Origin of the sequence: Entomomonas moraniae (assembly GCF_003991975.1) — a bacterium.
GTDB lineage: Bacteria > Pseudomonadota > Gammaproteobacteria > Pseudomonadales > Pseudomonadaceae > Entomomonas > Entomomonas moraniae.
Genome location: NZ_CP029822.1, coordinates 105,229 through 131,456 on the forward strand (window position 1 = coordinate 105,229; position 26,228 = coordinate 131,456).

The following is a 26,228-nucleotide window of genomic DNA, read 5'->3' on the forward strand; positions in this document are numbered from 1 at the left end:
TCTTACTCAGCACATTCTGCCCGTATAAGTGCAATTATTATCATGGGATATTTGGGTAATTGCTTTAATCTATGTCATTTAGAGTGATGTTTGTTTTTTTGTCTGTAATGATTGGTTAGTTTTATAGTATTATTCTCAAGAATTTTTAATGAGGTTGTTATTGGTAAGCAGACATGGAAAAAACGTTTAAAGCAAAGTTGCTGGTATTGCCTACCGCTGTCAAACGCCTTTTACAAGTTGGGACAGATATTTTTCTTTTATGGTTTGCACTTTGGTTAGCTTTTATCATACGTTTGGGGACTGATGAAGCCATAAATCCTTTGGGCGAGTATTGGCCACTTTTTATGGCTATTCCTTGCTTTTCATTACCATTTCTTTTTTACTTTAAATTAAATACAGTGGTTAGCCGCTATTTTGATAATGAAGCCATTATTGCTATTTTTAAGGCGATGTCATTATCATCTTTGTTACTGGCATTAGCCATTTATTGGTATCAGCCGGATTTTCTTGTTCCTCGCTCGATTGTTTTTATTTATTGGTGGGTGAGTATTATTTTATTAGTGGGTTTTAGGCTATTAGTTCGCCACTATTTAGTTAAGGATTGGCGGATTCCCTTTACTAAGCGCTATGCTAGGAAAGCAACTAACGTGGCAATATATGGGGCAGGTGTAGCAGGAAACCAATTAATCACCAGTTTGCGAATGGGTAAAGACTTACATCCTGTTGCTTTTATAGATGATGACAATCATTTGGTGGGTCGTAGTATTTCAGGATTAAAGGTTTATGCTTCTTCAGATATTGAAAAAATGCTAGTTAAGACGGGTGTTGAAGAAATATTATTAGCTATCCCATCTGTTACAAGAGCAAGACGCCGAGAAATTATTACGCTATTAGAAAAGTATCCCGTCAGTATTCGATCTATTCCCGGTATTTCAGACTTGGCCAGTGGCCGAGTTAAAGTGGATGATATTCAAAAGATTGATATTGTGGATGTGTTAGGACGAGATATTGTACCGCCTAATGAGGCTTTATTTGAGCGATGCATTAAAAATAAAGTGGTGATGGTAACAGGTGCCGGTGGATCTATAGGCAGTGAGTTATGCCGACAAATTATTACTGTTGGTGTAAGCGATTTAATCTTATTTGATCACAGTGAGTTTAACCTTTATCGTATTCATTTAGAGCTCACTCATTATATTCAAAAAGCACAACTACCGATTCGTTTGACGCCTATTTTAGGGTCTGTTCGTAATGCAGATTTGTTGCTTAAAGTGATGACTAATTGCCATGTAGATACTATTTATCATGCCGCTGCTTATAAGCATGTTCCTATGGTGGAGCAGAATATCGCTGAGGGTATTTTAAATAATGTGGTAGGGACATTAAATCTAGCACAAGCGGCTATTTTAGCCAACGTCAGTAATTTTGTATTAATTTCTACAGATAAAGCAGTCAGGCCCACCAATGTAATGGGGGCGACTAAACGATTAGCAGAGATGATTTTACAAGCGTTAAGTCATGAGTTTCAACCAGTGCTGTTTGGCTTAGGGGCTGAGCCTGTTACGCAACAAACGTGTTTTACGATGGTACGTTTTGGTAATGTGCTTGGCTCATCGGGTTCGGTTATTCCGCTTTTTCGCCAGCAGATTAAACAAGGTGGGCCTATTACAGTGACTCATCCAGAAGTAACCCGCTACTTTATGACAATTCCAGAGGCTGCACAGCTCGTGATTCAAGCCGGCTCTATGGGCGAGGGGGGAGATGTCTTTGTACTAGATATGGGAACCCCAATTAAAATTGTTGATTTAGCTGAAAAGATGATTAATTTGTCAGGGTTAGAAAGATTAACAGAAGAAAATCCTAACGGTGATATTGCGATTGAGTTCACAGGCTTAAGACCCGGTGAGAAACTCTACGAAGAGTTATTAATTGGTGAAAATGTCGAAGGCACGGAGCATCCTATGATTATGTGTGCAAATGAAGATTATTTACCGTGGGATGAGATGAAAAAAGTGTTAAAAGAACTTCTTGTTGCCTTAAATGAAGATAACTATGAACACTTGCAACAGCTATTAACGGCAATTGTTTCAGGGTATTGTGCTGAGAAAAAAATTGTTGACTGGCAGTATCTAAAACATAAAGCATTTAATTAGATAAAGCTAATAGTGGCATTATCCTGTTAGCTTAGCTATTAAGTCTATTATCTTTTACAGGTAATATTGATTATATTGATTGAGTATACGATTAAAACTTAAAGGTTATTAAAATAGATGTTTATTGAAGCCGAACATTTTATCTGGCTTAGTACTTTTTTTATCACGCTTGAAGTATTAGGTATGATTGCCGCAATACATGCGCTATTTACAGTGAGGACTTCTCAAGGAGCTGTTGCTTGGGCGGTATCTTTAGTTTTTATGCCGGTATTAACGCTTATTCCTTACCTTATTTTTGGACGTAATAAGTTTAGTGCTTATATTAAAGCGCGACGACAAGTGGACATGGAAATGCACAGCGTTACACAAAGTACTAATTGGCGTAGTTGGATTAAAGAGGTAGTAAAAGATAATCCCGACCAACGTTATGCCAGTATTCAAGCCTTTTATCAGTTAACAGGTATGCCGCTTTTAGCCAATAATAAGATCAACTTACTGATTAATGGCCATGAAACATTTAGTGCGCTCTTTGCTGCGTTGAGAAAAGCAGAAAAAGTGGTATTGATGGAATTTTTTATTGTTAATGATGATAGGTTAGGTAGAGAATTACAACATGAGCTAATCCAATGTGCAAAGCGTGGTGTGAGCGTTTATTTTTTATATGACCGCGTAGGCAGTATTCGCTTACCAAAGCGATATGTTAACGAATTGAAAAATGCAGGTGTTAATGTTGCTTCTTTTTCAACACGCGCTAGTTTTATTAATCGTTTTCAATGGAACTTTCGTTGCCACCGAAAAATAACGATTATTGACGGTGCAGTGGCATTTGTTGGTGGACTTAATGTGGGGGTTGAATATTTAGGGGAAAAACCACCATTATCACCATGGCGAGATACCCATATTGAATTACAAGGTGCTATTGTCACATGTTTACAAGAAACCTTTGCAGAAGACTGGTACTGGGCTAATAGAACATTGCCTGAACTGTTGTTCCAAACTCATTTTCCTGATGAGGGGGTGGCTTGTATCTCTATTCCCAGTGGGCCTGCGGATGATCAAGAAACTTGTGCATTATTTTTTATTGAGGCACTTAACTCAGCAACAAAACGTATTTGGATCACCAGCCCTTATTTTGTTCCTGATGAAGCTGTTTGGAGTGCGTTACGTTTAGCCGTATTGCGCGGTGTGGATGTGAGAATTTTATTACCTTCTCGAAAAGATCATCTTTTTGTGTACTTAGCTTCTGTGCTGTATTCAGTTGAAGCAGTAAGAATGGGCATTAAGATATTTAATTATACCGAAGGGTTTGTTCATCAAAAAGTAGTATTGGTGGATGACGATGTGGCAGCGATTGGTAGTGCTAATTTAGATAATCGCTCTTTTAGATTGAATTTTGAGGTGATGGTATTGACCATCAGCGAGTCATTCAATAAGGAAGTGGAAGATATGCTGATTAAAGACTTTGCGGCTTCGACAGAGAAAACGCTAGAAGATGCGCACAAGTATCCCTACTATTATCGTTTTGGATTAGGTATTGCAAGACTGTTAGGGCCTATCTTATAAATAAAAAAGCCAGTTTAAACTGGCTTTTTTATTAGTCTGCTGATTTGTGTGTTAAGTAAAGGTTTTGATGGGTTTGTTGTAAGCCTTGCCGAAAGAGCTGATTACTTTTTTGAGTATCTCCATGCTCAGCGTAATAGCCAGCAAGTTCAAAATAAGACTCTGGGGAGTGCTTAAGTTGAATACTTTTCTCAAGGTACTCTTTGGCTTTACCCCAAAGTTGATTTCGTTGGCAAAGTTTACCTAAGGTGAGTAATAACACGGGGTCATTTTGGTGGGTTGTTAGCCATTGTTCGGCTAAGCTAATTTGTTTGGTGATATTATCGCCTTTAATTTGTCCATAAAGATAAATTAATTCAGAGCAGTAGTTTGTGTTAATTGCTTTTTGAAGCAGTTTTTCAGCATCTTGTGCTGCATTAAGTGAGCAGAGTAGTTGAACATAAATTTCAATTGTCGCAATATCACTACGCGCTTTATTGGATAAACTATCCCATACTTTCTTTAACTGCTCAAGGGCTAAGACAGGTTGATCTTTATTATTGATAAAAGATTCTTTTAGTAGTGCGCTCCACGTATATTGCTCAAGTTTGATTAATGTGTTCTCTGGTAAGAGTTTGTATTTAGCTAAAGCGGGGAGTAGTTGATTAACCTCCATCCAGTTCTCCTGATTAAAATAAATGTTATACAGTAATTTAATTACAGGGGGATGATTAGATTTTATGCTATGGAGTTCATCCGCTACAGCTAACGCTTTGTCGTAATCTTGACGTTGTAGTAGTAAATTAGCAAAGGTTAAACCAATCGCCATTTTTGCTTTAGGTACATTGTCACAAGCGGCTTCAATAAAGGCATTACTTTTATCGTATTCTCCCAGTTCATTAGCCGCTTCTGCTGCACCAAGATAATAGGAGAGAGAACCATTTTTTGCTTTAGTTGCCGTTTTTAGATGTTTTAAGGCCGTGCTCCAGTTGCCTTCAGCAAGTTCTCTCATCCCTTTTTCACCTAAGCGATGCTTTCTTTGTTGAGAGAAAGGATTTATTTTACCGAAAAGCTCAAATGATATCCCTGTCAGCGCGATAATAAGCCAAAAAGTAAAAATAACAAGACCAATTAAAGCCAATGTTACCCAGAGTCCTGACTCATATTCGAAATGACTAAACCGTATAAAAACATAGCCGGGGTCAATGGAAATACCAATACCCAAAATCAGCGCGCATAAAACAACAAGAATGAGTTTTACTATCAGGCGATTCATGTTTAGTTGTCTCCTACGTTATTATTTACCGTTTTGGGCGTAGAAGTAGCAATTTCTGAGTCAAGGTAGCTATTAATTGCTTTAAGTGTGTCTGTTAGATCAGGTACTTCGATAATGATGGTTTCATTTTTTAGCGTGTTTATTTTAGCAATGATTGCTTTTACTTGTGTCGAGTTAGCATCAAAATATTGGTTTAAAAACTCAGTGACACGGTTGAGTTCGTTTTGATAAATGCTTGGTTGACCACTAATTGCCGCCCATTGTGCTTTTTCAATGGATAAATCTAGCGTCATTTTTAATTGGCCGATTCCTTGTGAGGTTAAAATAGGGGCTGTTTTATTGTTGGCATTAAAGTCAATACGTACATAGTTTGATAGTTTATTGGATAGTTTTTGCCAACGGCCTTCGGATGCCTCTGTTGATTGGTTTGCTCCATAAAAGCGAGGTTCTTTCACCGGAAGTGCTGCAATTTGAGTTTGTATAGCTGCTAGTTGTGAGTAAAGGCTAGCGATATCTGTTTGTTCGGCCTGTTGTAGTTTAAGCAAAGCTTCTTCAATGCGTTGATTAACTTTATTTGCTGCTTGGCTTAAATCACCGCGTTGTTTAATGGTTTCGTTGACATCTTCTAATAATTTACTTGCCCCTTTAATATCAGAGGCTCTGAGTCTGAAGAAGGCTTGTTTTAGTAGTTGTTTTGACTCAAATAACATCCATGTTTGATTGGCATTGGTATTCATTTTTGCTATTTGGTTTAATACTGTTTCTTGTGATGCTTGTAACTTCTGCGTTTGTGACTCTAATGTACTAAGTTTAGTACGGGTTGAATCAAATTGGTTATTCAGTGCGTTTTCTTGGTTTTTTGTGTTGCTAGTAAATTGTTGTACTATTTGTTGTTGTGCTTCTAATGTTGAAGTTAACTGCTTGTTTTGTTCAATAAGGTAGGTATTTTGACTGTGTTGTTGCCAGTAAGTATAGGTACTGCCTGCACAACTTAATATAGCAATGACTAGTGCCGCCCCTGTGATTATTGTGCTTTTATTGGCAATAGCAGAAAGTGATGTAGTATTTTTTGTTGTAGAAGCATTGTCCATTTTGCGATCATTAGCTTCAACAGGATTAGTGGGTTGAGAGTCTGTTTGCTTGTTCACACGAGTTATCCTTCATTAATTTTATTAACTATTTTATAACAAATTATGGGGCTGATGGTTTTTTAATGCATTCATTAAAGCACTTTGACTAGCCCCATGACAATTAATTATATGTTTGATATTTAGTTCTTCAGCTTGTTTAGTTATACGAGCACTGGGTACAAAGTAGGTTAAGTGGGCTATTTTTTGCCATGCATCGCCTGATAGGTGGCGAAGATTTTCTAATGCCTCGCCACTGCTTAAAACCAGTGCATTAAGGTTGTGCTGCGTTATTGTGTCTATAATGAAGTCAGCCGAATAATTGGGTACTTTTCGATAGTATAGCTCTATGGTATCTGTGGGAATACCGCTTAGTGCTAATTTTTCCTGTAACCACGGGCGACCTTTTTGACCTTTAATAATTAATGTTCGGCAGTGAGGGTCTGCAAGGCTTTCTTGAAATTGGGCTGATGCCCACAGGGCTTCACTGTCATCTCCTACCGATGGATCGGGGTAGCATGTATCGAGGCCTGCTGTTTTTAAAATATCAGCTGTAGCCTTACCGACACTAAACCACGCTTGTTGAATGGGCAATTGTGGCCAGTAATAGTCTAAACGTTCTAGTATCAACTTAGCAGCTGGTTTACTCGTTACAATCAATGTTGTATAACGGTCAAAGTCTAATAATTGGCTACGTTGTAAATCTGTTTCTGGAGTGGGAACGATCTCAATCAGTGGTAAGCTTATTGCTGTTATATTCAGCGAGGCTAAATAGTTTACCTGTAGTTGGCAGTCGGGTTCTGAGCGTGTCAGTAGTAAACGCCAACGATTCATGGCTAGTGACCTTCAGCATAGATTTTGTTTAGGATATGATTAGCCCCTGCATCAAGCAGTTGGTCAGCGACGTTAATACCTAATTGTTCAACGTTCTCAAGGGTATCTGTATGTTCTGCAGTTAATACCTGACAGCCTGATGGGTCAGCCACGAGACCTCTTAAGTAGATTTGTTCTTTATCAAGTATTGCATAACCTGCAATAGGCACTTGGCAGCCACCATTAAGTCGTTTGTTCATTGCGCGTTCGGCTGTCACACAATAGGCGGTTTCTACGTGATGTAAGGGGTTTAGTAGTGCTTGTAAATCAATATCATTTGTCCTGCATTCGATGCCTACAGCACCTTGCCCAGCAGCAGGAAGGCTTTGTTCCACAGAAATATAAGAAGAGATTCTTTCAGATAGTCCCAACCTTTTAAGGCCTGCAGCAGCTAAAATAATAGCATCGTATTCATTGTTATCCAGTTTGGCTAGGCGAGTATTAACATTACCGCGTAAAAAGTGGATGTTTAAATCTGGTCTTAACGTTAATAGTTGTGCTTGTCGGCGTAGGCTAGAGGTTCCCACTATGCTCCCAATAGGAAGCTCATCAATGGTTTTAAACTGATTGGAGACAAAAGCATCACGGGGGTCTTCACGTTGACAGATACAGTACAGACCCAACCCATCAGGAAAATCCATGGGAACATCTTTCATTGAGTGGACGGCTATATCTGCTTCGTTTTCTAATAGTGCTGTTTCAAGCTCTTTAACGAATAAGCCTTTGCCTCCGATTTTGGCAAGTGGGGCATCAAGTAACTTATCACCACGGCTCACTATTTTGAGTAGTTCTACTTGTATTGTTGGGTAGTGTTTTTCTAAATGACTTTTAACATACTCTGCTTGCCATAATGCTAAAGCACTTTGGCGTGTGGCAATGCGAATAATTCTGGGCATATGTTAAATCCAAATTCTAATCAGTGAAAATAGCATAATTATAGTGCTTATGCTGATTAAATACCAATCAACTGGTAATTTTAGGCAATGCTCGGGTTCTTCCTTTGTCATCAATCGCAACAAAGACAAACGTGGCCTCAGTGACTTTTCGCCAATCATCTGTTATTAAGTCTTTACCCCAAACCTCAACCCGTATTTGAACAGAACTGCGACCTACGGACAGTGTTTCTGTGTAAAATGAAAGCTGTGATCCCACCTCAACGGGCACTAAAAAAGACATATGGTCGATGGAAACAGTGGCTACACGTCCTTTAGCAATTTTAGCAGCGATTGATGTTCCTGCAATATCCATTTGAGACACAAGCCAACCGCCATAAATATCGTTAAAGCCATTGGTTGTGCAAGGTAAGGCTATGATTTGTAAGGCGAGATTACCTTGTGGTGTCAAATAATCTGTATTGTAATTGTGCATGTTATTAATTATTCTCTTATTTTCAATCAGTTTTTTTAGAAGAATTTATTAGTTATTTGGGTGCCTTTGTAACAATCAATAATAAAGTATTTTTTCTTTAACGTATTGAAATATTTGTATTTATTTGTTTTGTTGTTGTATTATTGACCAATCTCAAGGATTATAAAATAATTTATTGTTTAAACTATTTTATTTATGCCATTAAAAGGACAAGGATTTAATATGAGCATTGGAATAGCGTTATATCATACAGATAACTTATCTGGGCAACAAGCTTATCATTTAGCAACGTTGTTTTTTAAAACTATCAATCAAAATATTACAGATATCTCTTATTCTGATGAGTCGAGCGTTTATCACTCTGTAACTCTTGATAAAATTAAGCAAGCAATTGATGCTAAGGCTGTAAAAGGGTTTAGGCTTTATAGCAAAGATGAAAAGAATCCTCCTTGGTTGGCCTCCTTTGGTTACACAGCAAACGTACAAGAGTATTTTGATTATATAGATATACAGTGTGATACGGCTATTACAGAAAATGAGATAGTGCAGTTTCTTCAAGCAGCCGCCGCCTTGGCTTTTATTCCTTATGGCGTTGTTTATGTCAGCGATAATGTTGTTGATGCCTATGAGTATGTCATGGAAGAGGGAGTTATCGCTGTTCCTAGTTATGAGCAACATTTTTTGTGGCGAGATGAGACACCGGTTTTTTACGGCAGTGCACGCTATGAAAACAGTATGTTGCGTATGGTTTACTCTTGTAACTTAATTAATTTGAAGCATTTAAAAATCTTAATAGACGGAAAGACACTGGAAGATCGCATTTGTAGTGATGAGCATTTTGGTAAACTCATTCCAACATCAAATAATGAGTCTTTTATTTGGGAAGTTCCCACCGAACAATTAGAATATGTCAATAAAGTTTGTGGTCAAGCGGGTGTATTAATTGCTTGGAATAATTAGTGAAAGATTCGAAGATAAAGTACTTTTTGGTTTATAATAAAGCATAATATGTTATTTTTACTTTAATTTATCTATTAATAAGTTCCTCCTATTAAAGGATGTAAGGTATGAAGCTTTTTAGCCCATTTGTTATGACTTTATTTTTAACTCCATTATTAATAGCAGGCTGTTCTAGTCATAAAGAACCTGTGGCCGATTTACCTGAGCTTGAACAAACGGGCCCCATTTGGGGAGATGGCGCAGAGGCCAAAGAAGAGTATATTGACGCTGCTCGCTTTTCTACAGAGCCTACTACAGTGGGTACTATTTATTATTCTGCTAGCCCTGCGCAAGGTATGGTTGTTGATTCTCCAGCTTTTGCTCAAGGGCGTATTAATGTGACAGTATTAGATAAAAATGGTAAAAAAATCCCTATTGTTCAGTCAAAAGGTGATTACTATATTCAAAGTGTTAAAGGGGAAAATTACACGCTTTACTTTGAAAATATCAGTAATACAGGGTATGAAGTCATTGTTACTGCGGATGGCATTGATAGTGTAACAGGTAAAGATGGCAGTTATCGCAATCCCGGTTATATTTTATTTCCCGGTAATACCATCACTGTAAGAGGTTTTCGTCAAACTAAGAGTGAGTACAAGCCATTTGTTTTTTATGAAAAAGAAAGCCCTTATATTAAAGGTAGCCGTGAGGGTACAGATGCAAACATTGGTGTCATAGGTTTTGCTCTGTTTGAGCTAACAACGCCAAAAATACCAAAAGAAACAAAGCCGAATGCATTTCCCGCACAAACAAATATGTTTAGATTAGATCAATAGGGTTTATTATGCAGAAATTATGCATTGTTTTTTGCTTGCTTAGCTTAGGGCTGTTGGGGTGCTCTAATAAAGAAACCTCTGAAAATCCTTATAAAGAATCACATATTGTGACAGTTGCTCCTAATTATGTAATTGAAGTAAATGAAAAGCCAAAATTAACAAAAGAACAAATTAATGCTATGAGCGAAGAAGCATTAAAGACACGTTTTAGTGAGTTGCAAAATGAAGAGCTAGCCCTAACGCCGGGTCAGAAGAAAGAATTCGATATGATAGGCGAACGATTAAAAGAGTTGTCTACAACGTACTAAATTTAATAAAGAGATAGGGCTCTATCTCTTTATCTCCAAAGGGAGTTGGAAAAAATTTTGTGCACATTGAGTAGTATGGTGTGCTGTTTGTTGTTTAGTTTCGTTACGAAAATGGGCAACAGTTTTAAGTACCTCAGGTAAAAAAGCGGGCTCATTACGCCTATTTTTAGGTTTTATATCCAGTGTGCGGGGAAGCAGATAAGGTCCATCTGTTTCAAGCATTAAACGCCCAGTAGGAATATCTTTAACCAGTGGTTGTAAATGTTCGCCCCGCCGCTCATCGCAAATCCAACCTGTAATACCAATATGTAAATCCATATCTAAGTAGTGATACAAAGTCTTCTTATCACCTGTAAAACAATGAACAATGGCAGCAGGTAGCTGATCTCTAAACTGTTTGAGAATACTCATAAAACGATCATTTGCATCACGCTCATGTAAAAAAACGGGTTTGTTCAATTCAACAGCCAGTGCAATTTGTTCTTCAAAAACAGCTTCTTGCATTGCTCTAGGACTAAAGTCACGGTTAAAGTCTAATCCACATTCGCCAACAGCTTTGACGGTTGGCTGTATGAGTAATTGCCTTAAGGTTGTTAGTGTATCGCTATTCCAGTCCTTAGCATGGTGAGGGTGAATCCCTGCTGTACTAAATAATCGTGTTGTAGTAGAGTCGTTAGAAAGGCAAAGTGCTAATGCCTGTTGGCTTTCTTGTTCGCTTGTGCCCGTTATTACCATTTGCAATACATTGGCCTGATATGCTCGATTAAGCACCTCATTGAGATCATGCTTATAGCTTTTATCTGTTAAGTTTATACCAATATCAATGAGCCATTGATGTTCCATAAAGTTCTCTCTCGTGTTCTATTTAGGCTGACAGAGCCAGTGAGTATAACGACCTAAGCCTGAGAATGTAGGGTGCTTGCAATAGGCTAGTTCCATTTCGATGAGCTCATTTGGGTCTGCTTTAGCTTGAAAGTCAAAGGGCATATAGTCGTGAAATACCCTTATTCCACTTTGCGCAATAATTTCCCAATCAGTATTCATGGCCTGTTTTAATTCATTAGAGGCGATAGGATTTTGTGGGGTTAAACTTTGCTTTTCACCAGAAAACTGTTGTTTTTTTAATTTCTTAAAGTGGCCTTTTAATAAGTTGCGATAGATTAAGGCATCTTTATTATAAAAAGCCAGTGAAAGCGTCCCTCTAGGGTGAGTAAATGTTTTGAGAGTATCTAAAATACTCAATGGGTCAGCTAGCCATTCTAGCACCGCATGGCAAATGACTAAATCAAAAGATTGATTAAATGATAGTTGTTGCCATGGCTGTTGAATAAAGTCAGCGGTGAGTTTCGCTTGTGCAAACTGTTCTTTTGCTGTATCAAGCATAACCGCAGAAGGCTCTGTGACCGTAACATGATACCCTTGTTGCGCTAACCAGAGAGAAATATGCCCTTGCCCCGCGCCAATATCCAATACATTGATTGGTTTGTTAGGAAGAACCGTAGCGAGGTCTTGCTGCAAAACAGCTAGGCGGATAGCTCCTTTTGTACTGCCATAAATTTTCTCAGCAAAACGGCCTGCCAACTCATCAAAATAGCGATCTGTCATAGTTTACTTAACTTGAGTCAATAGAATTTTATACCGTATTTTAGAGTGAAGTGGTTATAATAAGAAACTATTATTTTCTCTATTTGAGGGCATTATGTATAAATTGGTTCGCCCATTATTATTTAAACTCGATCCTGAAACAGCTCATGACTTAGCCATTCAAGCGTTAAAAATTCGCGGTAAATTGTGTTGTGGTAGCTGTAGCCAAACACTACCTGTTAATGTGATGGGGCTTAATTTTGACAATCCTGTTGGGCTAGCTGCAGGTCTTGATAAAAATGGTGATGCAATCGATGGTCTTGCTTCTCAAGGATTCGGGTTTATTGAAGTTGGTACAGTTACCCCTAGACCTCAACCCGGTAATCCAAAGCCACGGCTATTTCGATTGCTACAAGCAGAAGCGATTATTAATCGGATGGGTTTTAATAACCAAGGTGTTGATTATTTGATTGCCAATGTTCAGGCAAAAAAATACAAAGGTATTTTAGGCATTAATATTGGTAAAAATTTTGATACACCCGTTGATGAGGCAGAGAGAGATTATTTAATTTGTCTAGAAAAAGTTTATCCTTATGCTGACTATATTGCGGTTAATTTAAGTTCTCCAAATACCCCAGGACTACGGACTTTACAATTTGGTGATCACTTTAAAAAGTTGTTAGATCTTCTTAAATCTAAGCAGCAAGCACTAGCACAACAACATAATTGCTATGTCCCTATTGCTGTTAAAATCGCACCTGATATGACCCATGAAGAAACAGCCTTTATAGCTAACACACTGGTTGATTCTGGGATGGATGCTGTTATCGCCACCAATACAACCATTTCGCGTGAGGCAGTAAAACATTTGCCCCATGGCACTGAAATAGGTGGCCTTTCAGGTGCTCCGCTATTTGAGCAAAGTTGTAAAATGGTTAGCTTTTTATCAGAAACTTTACAAGGCAAGTTACCGATTATTGCATCAGGTGGCGTTACAAAGGCAAGTGATGCCGTACAAATGTTAAAAGCAGGTGCATCATTGGTACAGGTCTACACAGGCTTTATATACCATGGTAATAAACTGATTAGTGATTCAGTAGCGGCTATTAAAAAAGAGAATATATTGCCCAAAAAATAATATACTTAATACCAGTAGCTAGTATTTAAAGAGAAAAGTCTGGCTTTTGTCTTTAAAACTGGTCTGGCAGATTTTTTTCTAAATAAATTGGGAGAATTTATTATGAAAAAAACATTACTTATCGCTGCATTGCTGACTGTTGGATGTACAGGAGTGTTAGCACAGCAGGGCGGTTATACAGGGCCAAAATCTACAGGTGTTGTGAATGTTGCGCAAGCTAAGCAAATGCGTGATGACACAAAAGTTACATTACATGGAACGATTGTAAAACAGTTGGGGGATGAAAAATATTTATTTAAAGACAGCACGGGTGAGATAACGATCGAAATCGATGATGATGATTGGAATGGTTTAGCCATAGGTGCTAATGATCAAATTGAAATTTATGGTGAAGTAGATAAGGATTGGAATTCTGTTGAAATTGATGTTGATAGTATTCGTAAAGTGAATCAATAGTTTTTCTCATGTTAGGTTATATAAAAAAGGATCGATAATGATCCTTTTTTATAGCTTGAATTCTAGTATTTGTTTTTGTTTATAATGATCTAGCTTAATAAAATAGTCTGTTATTTATATATAATTATAGTCAGGCAACTAAATAGTATTCTTTAATTTTTATATTATGAGTTAAAGTAATAATTTTGTGTTGTGTTAAAGGTCAGTGTATACTGTTTGCTAAAATTGCCTGTAGAGCGATAATTTAAACACTATTATTATATATAGGTAGTTACATGACAGATAATTTCTTTGCAATTTTTGTACTGTTTATTTTAGTAATACTTCTAAGCTTATTGATTTATAAGTTTTATGAATTAAGTAAAGCCTCAAAAAAGCAATTACTAAAGACATCTGATTTTAACCTATTGCTAGAAGAGATAGATGATATTGACGGTTTTAATTATTTCCTTTACGAGAAATCAGTTAATTATGAGGATTTTGAAAAAGAGAAATTATTTTTACAGCAGTATCTTGAGAAAAACTCTGGTTCATTGGAGCAGTTGGCTAATGCTTATGACTTGATAGAAATTTATATTGATTACAAGTTAAATAATGCACCGGATTCTCAACAGACTGTTCTTATGTCCTTTTATACTACGCATTACGAGCTTACGAAGGAATGCTTAAAGAAAAAATTTGAAGAGAAATCAAATACGTTGATCAATAATAAAATGTCAGATCCTTTATTGATGAATGGAACAAATAGCTCGGGGCAAACGGTAAAAGGCATACAAGAAAGTAGTTTGGCAGTACAATTACTTAAGCTTAAAACAAAAAACTAACACAAAAAGCCCTTTAATACTAAAGGGCTTTTTTAATGGGGCAGATTAATTATGCAATCAGCTTTCTACTTTAAAAACTAAAATTAGTACAATCAATATAAAGCAAATCCAATACTGTTTATCTTCTTTACTAAAAGAGATAGCCCGTGTACTAAGCTAATAAAAGGTTACCTAGTTTCTGCTGGTATTTAACAATGCTAAAAATAACAAGAGTTGTTAAATGTAACAATTGAAATCGCTACTTCAGCTGTAGAATATTTTTTATAATAAGTATTATGATCTATTAAGAAAAGTATTAATCATTATTAATTTTATTGTTAAAGTAACTCTTTTTTATTTATTGAATTATATTTTGATTATAACTTGTTTTTGTAAAAGAGAATTTTATTTACTTACTCGACTAAAGTTTAATGCTAAAATGCTAGGTATTAGGTTAGTTTATTATGAGTTATATGGATTATAATAACTATAAATCATTGTTTGAAATGTAGTAGTCATAAGGGAAGTACGCTATATGTTTTACACAGCTAATCAAACCATCTTTAGTCTCGATATTCAGGGCGTAGAAAACAGAGAAGGCTCAAAGCTTCAGGTACTGGCATTTGATGGTATTGAAGCTGTCAACAGCGAATACATCTTTGAAGTTACGTTAGTGTCAAAGCACTTGCGTTATGACATCACCAAACTATTGAGCAAGTCGGCTTATTTATCCTTTACTCCTAATAAAAAACAAGGGATTAATGGGATCATCCTTTCTGTTAAGCGTGCGGCCATTGGTCATGAATATTCTTTATTTAGAATCATCCTAGCCCCAAATTCTATCATCTTTACAATGAAGTGAATCAACGTGCGTTTGTTGATCAATCGGTACCTGAAATTATTAGCATGGTGCTGTCTGAAAAAGGTTGTCAGCAAGGCGATGGTATGGATTTTGTCTTTAAGCTCAAAGAAGAGTATCCTAAACGCGAGTTTTGTTGCCAATATGAAGAGACTACTGCTCACTTTGTTCACAGGCTTTGTGAAGAGGAAGGTATCAATATTTTTTATCAACATAATGAAGATAATCATTGTATGATCTTATGTGATGATAATAACTATTTCCCGAATCTAGATAATAATTTTACATATGCTCCAGATACAGGGTTTGTTGCTGACCATCCTGAGTTTAAACGCTTTGATGTCAATCTAAACAGCAGTACGACCGAAACCACCTACGCCGCCTTAAAAGAACTCGGTCAACAACAGCTAATGCCCGAGGCGCAACGCCAGTCACACCATGAGCGCGGTTTACTGCACTACCTAAACCCGGTCAATTGGTTTAACTCAAGTACCTACGATAGCGACATGAGTCAAACCGATAAAGACCATATAGAACAAGTTCAAACCACCGAAGACATCGAAAAAATGTCTGAGGTAGGGCAGGGCTATGACATTGAAGGGGTTGATGGTAAAAAACCGTTTGAACTAGAAGAAATTGATGGCTTAAAAGTATTAATAGGCACTTTGGCTTGCGACAATACCCATACCATTTCTGCCTATGAACAGGCACAGTATGCCTGCTATCGCAGTATCTACATCCACAGCAAAGTGCTGGTGGTAGACGATATCTTTACCTTGATTGCTTCGGCCAATATCAATATTCTCAGTCTGTGGGCTGATTCTGAATCAGGTATTGCCGTGCCCGATGCAGCGCTAGGTTATAAAATGCGTAAAGAACTATGGGAAATGCATGCTACAGAATCAATGGATAACCCAGATAATAATTCCAGTGTAGCCATAAAATGTGATGCCGTTGCTAATTATGAGCATTGGAATAATTTTATGAATGATAATTGGAAATATAAGGCAAAGCGCCAACCCCTAGCCGCACACATTGTACGTTTTTGGGACACTACAACAGGATATGCTTATGCCGTGGATTTATCACCGTCCTTTATCTTACCTTGTTATTCTTTTATTACTCAGTTTCTGGACAGGAGCTCTTATGGCTTACCCACAAATTAAATGCGCCTACGAAAAAGACAACAACCCGCCATTAAGTAAAGAGGCTGACCAATATTTTCAAACCGCTCGGCAGCTGGAAAAATCAGCAGGAGTTCGCAACTGGCCATTGATCGAAAGCAATTACCAAAAAGCCATCGACCTTAACCACTGGAAAGCCATGAACAATTTGGCCATTCTCTACCGTAAGGGGGCTTACAACGTTAATGACAAACTAGACCACCCTACCGGTATTGTGCCCAACAAAGACCGCATGCTCGCCCTTTATGCCCGAATGGTACAACTCAAAGTACCCATGGGCTATTACAACTGGGCGGTGGCGATACAACGAGGCCAAGTTAAAAATGCCCAAAAAGGCGGTAGCGCCAGCTATATGCACCGTGCCGCCGAACTGGGCTACCCCCTTGCTCAAGTAGCCATTGGTAACCACTTTGCCTTTGGCTTACCACAAGGCCAACAGCGTGATGACCTTGCTGAAGCCTATTTTCGTTGTGCGGGGGCTCAAGATAATACTGAAGCATTAATTGAAGTAGCAGACTTTTTTTATGTCTCTAAACAAAATATGCCTTTGGCTGCTTTTTATTATCTGCGCGCCGCTTCTTTGGGTAGTACAAAAAGTTTTATGTTTATTATGAATATGTTTAGAGAAGAGCCTAAAGCTTATAACTTTGGCTATCTTCCTAACCCAGAATGATCGAATATCTATAAGGGTTTTTATGCACAGCTCAGAAAGAACCCTAATTTAACTTTCCCAAACCTAATGAAAGAGTATCTGTTACCACGTCATCCCACCCGAGGCTACGATGTTGATCATCCCGACACAAGGCCACAATAAACTATGAGTAAAGATGCATTAAACGTCATGCAGGTGAGTCTCGCTACACCATTAGATTGTAACTAAGGCTTACGCTACAAAATCCGTTTTTTGGCTTTGTGAAGTATTGAGTGCTATTTGAGGATGGGAATAGATTAAATAATAAATAAAAGGCATTAAAAAAGCCTAGTTAATTTAATTAACTAGGCTTTGTATATGGTGCCAGGGGACGGTCTCGAACATTAATATATAATAATCTATTATTATTTTTTAGTTATTTATAACTACTGCTATTTAATGATTATATACTATAACGGTCATTTATATATCTATTGACATCATTATTAAAAGGGGTACAAAAGGAGGTATATTTTTATACCCTCATGTGAGTAGATATGTCATGGCTATTTTGAAGGTTTTTTAGTTACTTCTAATGAAATGATATTTATTCTTCTGTAATTATTGGTTAGCAAGGAATGTAGAAAAAATAAAACACTAAAACTACTAGGTAAAACCGTAGTTCAAAAATGGAATTTATACCCTCTAACTACTACAGAAAACTACAGTTTAAAAATCACTTTAAAATGCTTTTTTTTAAGTTTCTGGAGTCCAAAAAAAGACCCGTTAATCAACAGGTCTTTTTATAGCAAATAAACAAAAGAGTATTTAATTATTGACTTCGATAACGATTTTGTACCGTCTCTATTAACGCTAACGAATCACTTCTTAATAACTCACTGGCGAGAATCATTTTTTTAATCGCTTTGGTGGGTAGATTATCGACTTCATTAACGATAGTGGAAAGATCACCCGCCAGATAAATACGTTTAGTGGCGCAATCTAACAAGTTTTTAGCGGGTGCGGTACTGTCAAAGTACAACACATTTTTATCAACTTAACCCCAATATAACTGATAACCAATTATCAAGAGTACTAATCAATCTAAAAGTACTTAATGACAAAGGTATAGAGCGAGTAGATTACTTACAACGACTTGTAAAACCCTGCTTAGAACAAGACGATTTTGCAATGAAGCCTGAAGTTCAATCAATCTTAAATCAAGATGTCCTCACATATAAAAAAGTTAACGCATTGGAACAGTTAGTATAAGGAAGCATCATGGCAGATAAACAAAAAAACAGCACAACCCAAAAAGATACCGTGGTGCTAGGTTTCAATGAATACCTAGTAAAAACCATCGACTTAACACTCAACACCGTATTGCAAAGCGCAACAGCAGAAGCAATAAAAAACAGTAAAGACCCTGGTTGTAGCCCCAAAAAAGAATTTTACGATATTATCTATCTCCCAAATAATCGAACGTTTTGGCTTATTAATGAAGACACTGCCAATGCATTAGGCGAGGCAGAAAATAAATTTACTCAAGCCATTAAACTCGCAACCGCCGAAAAACGTCTAGAGGCACTAAGCGAAAGACAAATAACCCAATTATTTGTCACACCACAACTACATTCTTTTCTGTCAGATCAAGAACAACTAGAATACGAGCAAAAACAACAAAGAAAAAAAGAAATCTATGATACAGAAATTGCACCGAAAATAGCCCAAGATTATGCGGCAACCAATTACAGCACAGCCCAAATACTAACGGGCAACAAAGAGATGAATCAACTCGAAAAAGACGTAGAAGCGCTTAAACGAAAGGCCATCAGTACGGCTGAATCGAGCGGTTATAAACTGGTGGGTAGCCAAATCTATAATGCAACCCAAATAAAAGTTAAAGAACTTCTTGAACAATATGCACAAAGCCAAGAAGACGTTATTAAACTCAATTCACAAGGCCAGTATAAATCGATTTTCGAAGCAATAACCTATTACCAAGAAGCGTACTCATCGATTCAAGAAAACTTACTGCAATGCAACGATGATGAGTGTGCAGCGTCGTACGGGCTTGACTTTTATCGCGCCTCTCGAGAACTAACAAAAAGAAAAGATGCCCTAAGTAAAAACCTTACCACCATTACCGAACTGGCCAATTGCGGTATCGCTGTTAGCGAATTTGCCTTTTGCCCAGCCAACGCAGAAAAAGGGCTAGCTGACTATCTAAGCTACCTATCACTCTTTGAAGAACGCCAAGCAGAACTCGATAAACTAAATAACGAATTTGAAAGCTGGTCAAAAGCCCTCGGTCGCAATGCCACTTTAGTGCCTACCTTTGTTTTTCAAAACTACATCAACAAAATATACACACTCGATCAAGATATTAAAACGCGACGAGAACAAGCCGAAAAAAACATTGATAATCTAAACGTCCCTATGCTCTGTATCTGGGATGCTTCACAATTTAATCCTAAGCCTGTCGATTTTTTATACAAGGCCGTAATGCCCTTACAAGAATACTCAACGCCCGCTTCAGAAAACATCATCAGCAAACTCTCACACCTAGCCATAGGTGACCTCTCTAAGGCAGTACAAGAGCAACTGGTTGACTCCATAAAAAAAGTCCCCATCGCTAATTTAAATGAAAAGCGCACCGAGTCTGAAATTTTTGAAAACTACCTAAAAACTCAAGGCAATGTGGCCATCAAAGTTGATGAAAAATGGTTCTACAAAGACCAAAAAATAGATAATGACAATATCAAAGTATTTGATTACCAAGCATTCTTTAAGCATCTAGAAAAACAAAACTACCAAATTAAAACACTCAAAGATGAGCAAACAAAAAACGAATGGGGTGAAAGCTTAAGGAATATACTGTTTGCACAAAGCATCACTAAAAACATCATGTTATTTGATACGAGCTTTGGGGCAGCGATGATGCGCGCCTTTTGTGATGACGGTCAAATGGTCAATAGCAAAGTCTCAGGTAAAACCCTAAGCCTTAAACGAGGAAAAAACGAACAAGAGCTCAAAGAAGAAGCAGAAAAAGAAAAAAATAGTCCTATTCAAAAAACAACCGTTGTCGATAAAAGCAAAGGCGACGTACCTCAAGAGAAAAACAAACTAGCCACCGCCTCAATTGCCAGTGGCGAAATAAAACTAATCATTTCGCCCGCCAAAGGCGAAGTAACCCTATTTGACTTCATGTTTCCACAACCCAATGACGACCTAAGACACCTTAAAATCACCTATCAAGATGAAGAAGGCAAACAATGCACCATCGACTTTGGTAGCTTCTACATGCGGCTGTTTGCCAAAGCATGGGGGTTTGCTGGGGCTAGCTTACTCATGAGTGGTCAAGTCTCAATAGGCGTCAACAAAAGTCAGCTTAGCTTACAAAGCCTCTACCAAGCCACCTCCAAAGATGCCTCAGCCAAGTTTGATGTATTTCTAGGGGTGCAAGCAGGTATTAACCTAATGGGTGAATTACGCTGGATTCCGCCGCTTGAACTAAAGCGAGGCACAGAAATACTCAACCTGTACCCCTACCAAGAAGACTACCGTGTACTAGCCAACCTAGAAGTTTCCGCTGCTGCTGCATCTGGTGCGGGTATCTCAGGCAAAATAGGGTTTGGCTTACACCGCGGCAAGTTTTACTTTGTCTGCAAAGTGTCATTAATCTGGGGCGTGGGGACAAGCGACTCGGTCGCGTTTGAAATAGACTACCAGTCATTGGCCGACGTCTTTCGGTTATTATGTAAACTGCTGCGCGAAGTTAAATACGTTCACTTAAGCTTTATTTCCCCCGAGGCATTTAAATACCTAAGCGCCATGTACACCCTGTTTTTACTGATCGGTGCTCCTGTATTTCTGGTGACACTCTCCCTTTCCAAACTGATGGAAGTGTATGATGCCATCATGGGTGCTGGTAATGAAGACATGATTGCAGCGCGAATAATCGACCCTCGCTATGCCGAAGAGCTACAACGCTGGTTAAAAACTGTTCCGCCTGAGGCTCTTGGGCCTTTTCTATTAGCACTAACCAGTTTTCAGCGCGGTAAAAATTGGCTTTATTTTGATGAAAACATCCGAGCTAACCAACAGCAAGCATTGGTTAATGTCTTGGGGTGGCTTGTGGCCAATGAAGATCAACCCTTTAGTGCAAATAAACCCAATGCTACTCAACTTTTATTTGAAAAAGCCGTCTCGCGCATGAACGTTTATGGCAAAAAAGAGAATGATCCCAAATCCACCTACTGCCTGAAAAAAGCTTGGTTAGATACCTTTATGGGCTGGTCTTCAGCTTTAAAAAAACAAAGACATAAAGATTTGTTATCTGATTATAATGGTTATATTGAAAAGCTTGGCAGCCATATTAACCAATATTGTGAATTAATTGATGAAAAAAGTTGGTTACAAAGCGTTAATACGATGGGCATGTCTGATACAATCAAAGTATGGCGCTACACAGGACCTCATTATGAAAAATAAAATCTTCTCTTTATTATTGTTAAGTTGCTTGAGCCTCAGTTTTGCGGCTACTGCTGCCCTTTTAACCCCAGAGCAACAACAAGCCAAGGAACAAGGAGTTATCTATTACATGATCGGACTTTGTAATCATGCCGCTCCCTATTTAAAACAAACGGCAGAGGTAGGTGACAAAGATAGCCAATACTACTACGCTGACTGTCGCTACCAAAAAGACCAAATGCTCACAGACGAATCCGCTTACTGGTACCAACAAGCCGCCGAGCAAGGCGATATCTACGCCATGATGCGTCTTAGTGGCAATGATCGCTGGTGCAAAACCTTTAACCAATGCCCCAAAAATATTGATACAACAGCATGGCGCAACAAAGCCAAACAACAAGCACTGGCTAAGGCTAAACAAGGCGATGGCGAAGCCATGCTACAACTCTACCTAATGACCGATGATTTGTCGTGGTTAGAAAAAGGCGCGGCCGCCGGTGACCCCGTGGCACAATACACCTTGGCCAGAAAATACGATGATCGTGCAGGCCACTTTGCAACCCCTGAACTACGTGAAGCCGCTGTGGCTAAATGGACAAAAGCCTCCGCGGAGCAGGGCTACCCCAAAGCAATGTACGATTATGCTTATATTCTACGTAAGCAAAAAAAAATCGATGAAGCACAACAATACTTAATCAACTCGGTGAATACGGGTTATGTTGATGCCATCTTCTCTTATGCCGTTATTTTAAAAGATGGTGGGGAAAATGAATTCAATATTCAGCAAGATTTAGTAAAAAGTTATGCACTGTTTAGCTTACTGGTTTCTCATAAGACAAGAAACAGTACGCTTGCCGAAAGCATCATAAAAGACCATATGCCAGTGTTATCAAAAGAACAGCTAGAACAAGCCAAAGCCTATGCTGAACAGTGGCAAAAAGAACATCCGCCGCTATCAGAATACTACACCAAATACCATTATCCTGCGTTTCACTAGAAACGCGGTACGAAAAACAAGGGCAGTAACTCAAGAAAGGAAGTATCTCATCATGAAAAATAAAATCCTCTCTTTATTGTTAAGTAGCTTACTATTCGGTTTTTCAGCTACTGCTGCCCCCTTAACGCCTGAGCAACAACAAACAAAACAGCAAGGCATCAACTACTACATGATCCAACACTGTGAACTTGCCGAACCTCTACTAAAACGAGTGGCAGAGGCTGGCGACAAAGATAGCCAGTACTACTACGCCGATTGCCGCTACCAAGACACACAAATGCTCACAGACGAATCCGCCTACTGGTACCAACAAGCTGCCGAACAAGGCGATATCTACGCCATGATGCGCCTTAGCGGCAATGACCGCTGGTGCAAAACCTTTAACCAATGCCCCAAAAATATTGATACAACAGCATGGCGTAACAAAGCCAAACAGCAGGCACTGGCTAAGGCTAAACAAGGCGATGGCGAAGCCATGCTACAACTCTACCTAATGACCGATGATTTGTCGTGGTTAGAAAAAGGCGCAGCCGCCGGCGACCCCGTGGCACAATACACTCTTGCTATTAGGTATGATGACCGCGCAGGCCATTTTGCAACCCCCGAACAACGTCAGGCTGCTATTGCTAAATGGATGAAAGCTTCCGCTGAACAGGGCTACCCCAAAGCAATGTTAAATTATGCCTATATACTCAGTGAGCAAGGTAAAGCCACAGAAGCTCAACAATATTTGATAAAGTCAGCCAATACTGGATATATAGATGCAATATATGAATATGCGGCTATTTTAAGAAATGGAATCACAAAAGAATTTAATCTTCAGCAAGATTTGGTAAAAAGTTATGCGCTGTTTAGTTTGTTGGTTGCTAATAAAACAATAAACCGTTTACAAGCTGAGAACTCTATAAAAAATAGAATGCCGCCGTTATCAAAAGAACAGCTAGACCAAGCCAAAGCCTATGCCGAACAGTGGCAAAAAGAACATCCACCGCTCTCAGAATACTACACCAAATACCATTACCCTGCGTTTCACTAGAAACGCAGCAAGATAGCCAAGTTGTAGTCAATATTCTGAGCTTGAATAAAAAATAAGGGCAGATCAATGCATCTTGAGCCACTCTATAAATTATAATGGGGGTATAAACGAGGGTACGAAAAATATTAATCAATAAAAAAGCCTAGTTAAATCAATTAACTAGGCTTTATATATGGTGCCCGGGGCCGGAGTCGAACCGGCACGGGTTATACACCCGAGGGATTTTAAATCCCTTGTGTCTACCAATTTCACCACCCGGGCATTTTTCAATGCTGAGTATAGCAGTAAGATGTATTAGATATCTTGCTGTATGGGCGAGGTATTATAGGGAGTTTTTTATAAATTACAATAGTTATTTTATAAAATTTTAATTTTTTTTAATAAATGGTCTGTTAAACTAGTTATTAGTTTTTTGATCAGGCGATAAAAAGAAATATTTTGTTTTATTTCATAGTTTAATAATTCTGCTTTATTCTTTATATTATGCAGCATCAAAAAGATATAAGTGAGTTTTATAGAAGAACTCGAGTAATTCATTACTTACTTAAAATTATTATGTAGGCAAATAAAATTAGGATGTTATAAAAGGTAATAGTATGAAAAAAAATTATTTAGCTGTGGTTGTAGCAAGCTTAGCGCTTTCATTGGCTGCTTGTGATTCAAAATCTGAGAATGCCACTAATGCCGCAAAACCTGCTGCACAAACACAAGCGCAAGGTGAAGTAAAACAAACTAACCAAGCTGATAGTAATAATACCTCTAAGGAAGTAGTGCAAGCTTCATATGCAGTTGGATACCAATTTGGTAAAAACTTAGCAACAACAGGTATTAAAGGTTTTGATTCTAAAGAAATCCTAGCGGGTATTAATGACGGCTTACAAGGTAAAGATTCAAAATTATCTCAAGAAGAAGTACAAGCAGCGATGACAGCATTAGATGCTGAGATTCAAAAGAATATTGCTGAAAAAGCTAAAGCGTTTGCTGAGAAAGGTAAGGCCTTTTTAGCAGAAAATGCTAAACGTGAAGGTGTTGTAACAACTAAGTCTGGTTTACAGTATGAAGTTGTTGAGCAAGGTAAGGGTGCTAAACCTAAATCAACAGACATTGTTAAAGTTAACTACGAAGGTAAGTTAACTGATGGTACTGTTTTTGATAGTTCAATTAAACGTGGTGAACCTGTAGAGTTTGCTGTTGATGCGGTTATTCCTGGTTGGAAAGAAGCATTACAATTAATGCAAGTTGGTGAAAAAGCTAAGTTATATATTCCTAGTGATTTAGCTTATGGTGAAAGAGGTATTCCACCTACCATTCCTGCGAATGCTGTGTTGGTATTTGATGTTGAATTATTAAGCATTAAACAACCTGAAACTCAACCAGCAAAAAAATAATGAGTTATCGTTAAGCAATATGTCTTAATTGATAAAAACCTCGTCTATTGACGAGGTTTTTTTTTGGTAAAAAATATATACTATAAGCAAATTAGTTCTTTTTGCATCAATGGGATAAAAAATGGCGTTAAATACGGTTGAAGAGTTAGTAGAAGATATTCGTCAAGGTAAGATGGTTATTTTGATGGATGACGAAGGGCGCGAAAACGAAGGTGATTTAATTATTGCTGCCCAGTGTGTTGAAGCTGAACATATTAATTTTATGGCAAAACATGCCCGTGGGTTAATTTGTATGCCAATGGGGAAGGACCGTTGTGAACGTTTAGGGCTTAACTTAATGGTATTACGCAATAATTCGGGGTTTGGCACGAAGTTTACAGTTTCTATTGAAGCTGCAACAGGTGTGACTACAGGGATTTCTGCCGCTGATAGAGCGCGAACCGTACAAGCTGCTTGTGCTGATGCCGCCACCGCTGAAGATATTGTAAGCCCAGGACATGTTTTTCCTCTAATTTCTCAACCCGGTGGGGTGTTGGCAAGAGCTGGCCATACTGAAGCATCAACAGATTTAGCGCGTATGGCTGGTTTTAATGAGTCAGCAGTTATTTGTGAAATTATGAATGATGATGGCACGATGGCTCGTCGTCCTGAGCTAGAAAAGTTTGCTGCTGAGCATAATATTAAAATAGGAACAATCGCTGATCTTATTCATTATCGTTTAACCCATGAACGTACTGTTAAACGTTTATTAGAGCGCCCTTTAAAAACAGAGTTGGGAGATTTTAAATTAATTTCTTATCGTGATGAGGTGGATGGTTTTATTCATTTAGCACTTGTGCATGGAGAAATTAATGGTGCTGAGCCCGTGTTGGTTCGTGTGCATAATCTTGACCCTTTGCGCGATTTATTACAGGTTTCTCAGCCGGGGCGTTGGGGATTGCGTGATGCAATGAGTGCAGTAGTAAGCGAGGGCAGTGGTATTGTTCTGTTGTTAGGTAATTCGTTAGATGGTCATGCATTATTAGATAATTTACAAGAAAAGCTAGAGCCAGCCCTTTCAAACTCACCGGTTACTTACAGCGTGGTGGGTGGTGGTTCACAGATTTTACGTGATTTAGGTGTGCGTAAAATGCGTTTGATGAGTACCCCTGCACGTTTTAATGCGTTATCTGGTTTTGGGTTGGAAGTGGTAGAGTATATTCCGCCTGTTTAGACTATATAATTTAAGCATTTTTATTATTATTTGGTTATAATAATTAA

Annotated in this window: 24 protein-coding genes and 1 tRNA gene; 16 read left to right on the plus strand and 9 right to left on the minus strand. The window is 38.1% G+C overall.

From position 1 onward, the window contains the following. Positions 1-173: 173 nt before the first annotated feature. Positions 174-2,153, plus strand: coding sequence for a polysaccharide biosynthesis protein (locus DM558_RS00585; RefSeq protein WP_127161583.1), 1,980 nt, complete (start codon positions 174-176; stop codon positions 2,151-2,153). 117 nt (positions 2,154-2,270) lie between these two features. Then, positions 2,271-3,716 carry a cardiolipin synthase gene (gene cls, locus DM558_RS00590; protein WP_127161584.1) on the plus strand — a complete coding sequence of 482 codons (1,446 nt, stop codon included), beginning with the start codon at positions 2,271-2,273 and terminating at the stop codon, positions 3,714-3,716. 31 nt (positions 3,717-3,747) lie between these two features. On the opposite strand, the gene DM558_RS00595 is transcribed toward cls, so the two are convergent. The 5 genes from DM558_RS00595 to DM558_RS00615 form a co-directional block, all read right to left on the minus strand. Next, a complete protein-coding gene (locus tag DM558_RS00595; RefSeq protein ID WP_127161585.1) occupies positions 3,748-4,968 on the minus strand; it encodes a heme biosynthesis HemY N-terminal domain-containing protein in 1,221 nt (406 codons plus the stop codon). Positions 4,969-4,970: 2 nt separating this feature from the next. Further along, positions 4,971-6,116, minus strand: coding sequence for a uroporphyrinogen-III C-methyltransferase (locus DM558_RS00600; RefSeq protein WP_127161586.1), 1,146 nt, complete (start codon positions 6,114-6,116; stop codon positions 4,971-4,973). Between the two features lie 33 nt (positions 6,117-6,149). Then, positions 6,150-6,929 (minus strand): uroporphyrinogen-III synthase, encoded by a 780-nt coding sequence (locus DM558_RS00605; RefSeq protein WP_127161587.1) that lies wholly within the window; start codon positions 6,927-6,929, stop codon positions 6,150-6,152. 2 nt (positions 6,930-6,931) lie between these two features. Beyond that, positions 6,932-7,864: a hydroxymethylbilane synthase gene (gene hemC / locus DM558_RS00610; RefSeq protein WP_127161588.1), complete on the minus strand. Its 933-nt coding sequence runs from the start codon at positions 7,862-7,864 to the stop codon at positions 6,932-6,934. 67 nt (positions 7,865-7,931) lie between these two features. Continuing rightward, positions 7,932-8,336 carry an acyl-CoA thioesterase gene (locus DM558_RS00615; protein ID WP_127161589.1) on the minus strand — a complete coding sequence of 135 codons (405 nt, stop codon included), beginning with the start codon at positions 8,334-8,336 and terminating at the stop codon, positions 7,932-7,934. 222 nt (positions 8,337-8,558) lie between these two features. Between DM558_RS00615 and DM558_RS00620 the strand changes: the two genes are divergently transcribed. The 3 genes from DM558_RS00620 to DM558_RS00630 all read left to right on the plus strand — a co-directional run bounded on the left by DM558_RS00620 (position 8,559) and on the right by DM558_RS00630 (position 10,419). Further along, positions 8,559-9,296: a hypothetical protein gene (locus DM558_RS00620; RefSeq protein WP_127161590.1), complete on the plus strand. Its 738-nt coding sequence runs from the start codon at positions 8,559-8,561 to the stop codon at positions 9,294-9,296. 107 nt (positions 9,297-9,403) lie between these two features. Beyond that, the gene (locus DM558_RS00625) at positions 9,404-10,111 is read left to right on the plus strand and encodes a hypothetical protein (RefSeq protein ID WP_127161591.1); all 708 of its coding nucleotides are present in this window, start codon (positions 9,404-9,406) and stop codon (positions 10,109-10,111) included. 8 nt (positions 10,112-10,119) lie between these two features. Continuing rightward, positions 10,120-10,419 (plus strand): hypothetical protein, encoded by a 300-nt coding sequence (locus tag DM558_RS00630; RefSeq protein ID WP_127161592.1) that lies wholly within the window; start codon positions 10,120-10,122, stop codon positions 10,417-10,419. 21 nt (positions 10,420-10,440) lie between these two features. On the opposite strand, the gene DM558_RS00635 is transcribed toward DM558_RS00630, so the two are convergent. Together DM558_RS00635 and DM558_RS00640 are read right to left on the minus strand one after the other, a co-directional pair. Next, positions 10,441-11,262, minus strand: coding sequence for a TatD family hydrolase (locus tag DM558_RS00635; protein WP_127161593.1), 822 nt, complete (start codon positions 11,260-11,262; stop codon positions 10,441-10,443). Between the two features lie 18 nt (positions 11,263-11,280). Beyond that, positions 11,281-12,024, minus strand: a complete 744-nt coding sequence (locus DM558_RS00640) for a methyltransferase domain-containing protein (protein ID WP_127161594.1) — start codon at positions 12,022-12,024, stop codon at positions 11,281-11,283. A 94-nt stretch (positions 12,025-12,118) separates the two neighbouring features. Here DM558_RS00640 and DM558_RS00645 point away from each other — a divergent pair, with 94 nt between their 5' ends. The 6 genes from DM558_RS00645 (at position 12,119) to DM558_RS00670 (ending at position 17,116) form a co-directional block, all read left to right on the plus strand. Continuing rightward, a complete protein-coding gene (locus DM558_RS00645; RefSeq protein WP_127161595.1) occupies positions 12,119-13,141 on the plus strand; it encodes a quinone-dependent dihydroorotate dehydrogenase in 1,023 nt (340 codons plus the stop codon). 102 nt (positions 13,142-13,243) lie between these two features. Then, on the plus strand, positions 13,244-13,597 hold the full coding sequence (locus tag DM558_RS00650; protein WP_127161596.1) for a YgiW/YdeI family stress tolerance OB fold protein: 354 nt from the start codon (positions 13,244-13,246) through the stop codon (positions 13,595-13,597). Between the two features lie 275 nt (positions 13,598-13,872). Then, complete coding sequence (locus DM558_RS00655; protein ID WP_127161597.1) at positions 13,873-14,421, plus strand: hypothetical protein; 549 nt, start codon at positions 13,873-13,875, stop codon at positions 14,419-14,421. Positions 14,422-14,935: 514 nt separating this feature from the next. Next, entirely contained in the window at positions 14,936-15,262 is a 327-nt protein-coding gene (locus DM558_RS00660; RefSeq protein ID WP_127161598.1) for a hypothetical protein, read from the plus strand. Beyond that, positions 15,259-16,425 carry a contractile injection system protein, VgrG/Pvc8 family gene (locus DM558_RS00665; RefSeq protein WP_127161599.1) on the plus strand — a complete coding sequence of 389 codons (1,167 nt, stop codon included), beginning with the start codon at positions 15,259-15,261 and terminating at the stop codon, positions 16,423-16,425. The genes DM558_RS00660 and DM558_RS00665 overlap by 4 nt, the downstream gene beginning before the upstream one ends. Next, entirely contained in the window at positions 16,406-17,116 is a 711-nt protein-coding gene (locus DM558_RS00670) for a tetratricopeptide repeat protein (RefSeq protein ID WP_228411778.1), read from the plus strand. Before DM558_RS00665 ends, DM558_RS00670 begins: the two co-directional genes overlap by 20 nt. Before the next feature lie 790 nt (positions 17,117-17,906). Here the strand turns inward: DM558_RS00670 and DM558_RS00675 are convergent. Continuing rightward, positions 17,907-18,119, minus strand: coding sequence for a hypothetical protein (locus DM558_RS00675; RefSeq protein ID WP_127161600.1), 213 nt, complete (start codon positions 18,117-18,119; stop codon positions 17,907-17,909). 236 nt (positions 18,120-18,355) lie between these two features. Here DM558_RS00675 and DM558_RS00680 point away from each other — a divergent pair, with 236 nt between their 5' ends. The 3 genes from DM558_RS00680 to DM558_RS00690 are packed head-to-tail and all read left to right on the plus strand — an operon-like array spanning position 18,356 to position 23,580. Then, the gene (locus DM558_RS00680; RefSeq protein WP_127161601.1) at positions 18,356-21,568 is read left to right on the plus strand and encodes a hypothetical protein; all 3,213 of its coding nucleotides are present in this window, start codon (positions 18,356-18,358) and stop codon (positions 21,566-21,568) included. Beyond that, a complete protein-coding gene (locus DM558_RS00685; protein ID WP_127161602.1) occupies positions 21,558-22,544 on the plus strand; it encodes a tetratricopeptide repeat protein in 987 nt (328 codons plus the stop codon). The genes DM558_RS00680 and DM558_RS00685 overlap by 11 nt, the downstream gene beginning before the upstream one ends. Before the next feature lie 52 nt (positions 22,545-22,596). Continuing rightward, on the plus strand, positions 22,597-23,580 hold the full coding sequence (locus DM558_RS00690) for a tetratricopeptide repeat protein (protein ID WP_127161603.1): 984 nt from the start codon (positions 22,597-22,599) through the stop codon (positions 23,578-23,580). Positions 23,581-23,753: 173 nt separating this feature from the next. Here the strand turns inward: DM558_RS00690 and DM558_RS00695 are convergent. Continuing rightward, positions 23,754-23,841, minus strand: a tRNA-Leu gene (locus DM558_RS00695). Positions 23,842-24,176: 335 nt separating this feature from the next. On the opposite strand from DM558_RS00695, the gene DM558_RS00700 reads away from it, so the two are divergent. Both DM558_RS00700 and ribBA read left to right on the plus strand, forming a co-directional pair. Further along, entirely contained in the window at positions 24,177-24,968 is a 792-nt protein-coding gene (locus DM558_RS00700; protein ID WP_127161604.1) for an FKBP-type peptidyl-prolyl cis-trans isomerase, read from the plus strand. 121 nt (positions 24,969-25,089) lie between these two features. After that, entirely contained in the window at positions 25,090-26,181 is a 1,092-nt protein-coding gene (gene ribBA, locus DM558_RS00705; RefSeq protein ID WP_109703518.1) for a bifunctional 3,4-dihydroxy-2-butanone-4-phosphate synthase/GTP cyclohydrolase II, read from the plus strand. Positions 26,182-26,228: the final 47 nt, after the last annotated feature.

Coding starts and splice junctions, on each gene's coding strand:
- DM558_RS00585 (WP_127161583.1), top strand. CDS start 174: ATGGAAAAAACGTTTAAAGCAAAGTTGCTGGTATTGCCTACCGCTGTC.
- cls (WP_127161584.1), top strand. CDS start 2,271: ATGTTTATTGAAGCCGAACATTTTATCTGGCTTAGTACTTTTTTTATC.
- DM558_RS00595 (WP_127161585.1), bottom strand. CDS start 4,968: ATGAATCGCCTGATAGTAAAACTCATTCTTGTTGTTTTATGCGCGCTG.
- DM558_RS00605 (WP_127161587.1), bottom strand. CDS start 6,929: ATGAATCGTTGGCGTTTACTACTGACACGCTCAGAACCCGACTGCCAA.
- hemC (WP_127161588.1), bottom strand. CDS start 7,864: ATGCCCAGAATTATTCGCATTGCCACACGCCAAAGTGCTTTAGCATTA.
- DM558_RS00615 (WP_127161589.1), bottom strand. CDS start 8,336: ATGCACAATTACAATACAGATTATTTGACACCACAAGGTAATCTCGCC.
- DM558_RS00620 (WP_127161590.1), top strand. CDS start 8,559: ATGAGCATTGGAATAGCGTTATATCATACAGATAACTTATCTGGGCAA.
- DM558_RS00625 (WP_127161591.1), top strand. CDS start 9,404: ATGAAGCTTTTTAGCCCATTTGTTATGACTTTATTTTTAACTCCATTA.
- DM558_RS00630 (WP_127161592.1), top strand. CDS start 10,120: ATGCAGAAATTATGCATTGTTTTTTGCTTGCTTAGCTTAGGGCTGTTG.
- DM558_RS00635 (WP_127161593.1), bottom strand. CDS start 11,262: ATGGAACATCAATGGCTCATTGATATTGGTATAAACTTAACAGATAAA.
- DM558_RS00640 (WP_127161594.1), bottom strand. CDS start 12,024: ATGACAGATCGCTATTTTGATGAGTTGGCAGGCCGTTTTGCTGAGAAA.
- DM558_RS00645 (WP_127161595.1), top strand. CDS start 12,119: ATGTATAAATTGGTTCGCCCATTATTATTTAAACTCGATCCTGAAACA.
- DM558_RS00650 (WP_127161596.1), top strand. CDS start 13,244: ATGAAAAAAACATTACTTATCGCTGCATTGCTGACTGTTGGATGTACA.
- DM558_RS00655 (WP_127161597.1), top strand. CDS start 13,873: ATGACAGATAATTTCTTTGCAATTTTTGTACTGTTTATTTTAGTAATA.
- DM558_RS00660 (WP_127161598.1), top strand. CDS start 14,936: ATGTTTTACACAGCTAATCAAACCATCTTTAGTCTCGATATTCAGGGC.
- DM558_RS00670 (WP_228411778.1), top strand. CDS start 16,406: ATGGCTTACCCACAAATTAAATGCGCCTACGAAAAAGACAACAACCCG.
- DM558_RS00680 (WP_127161601.1), top strand. CDS start 18,356: ATGGCAGATAAACAAAAAAACAGCACAACCCAAAAAGATACCGTGGTG.
- DM558_RS00685 (WP_127161602.1), top strand. CDS start 21,558: ATGAAAAATAAAATCTTCTCTTTATTATTGTTAAGTTGCTTGAGCCTC.
- DM558_RS00690 (WP_127161603.1), top strand. CDS start 22,597: ATGAAAAATAAAATCCTCTCTTTATTGTTAAGTAGCTTACTATTCGGT.
- DM558_RS00700 (WP_127161604.1), top strand. CDS start 24,177: ATGAAAAAAAATTATTTAGCTGTGGTTGTAGCAAGCTTAGCGCTTTCA.
- ribBA (WP_109703518.1), top strand. CDS start 25,090: ATGGCGTTAAATACGGTTGAAGAGTTAGTAGAAGATATTCGTCAAGGT.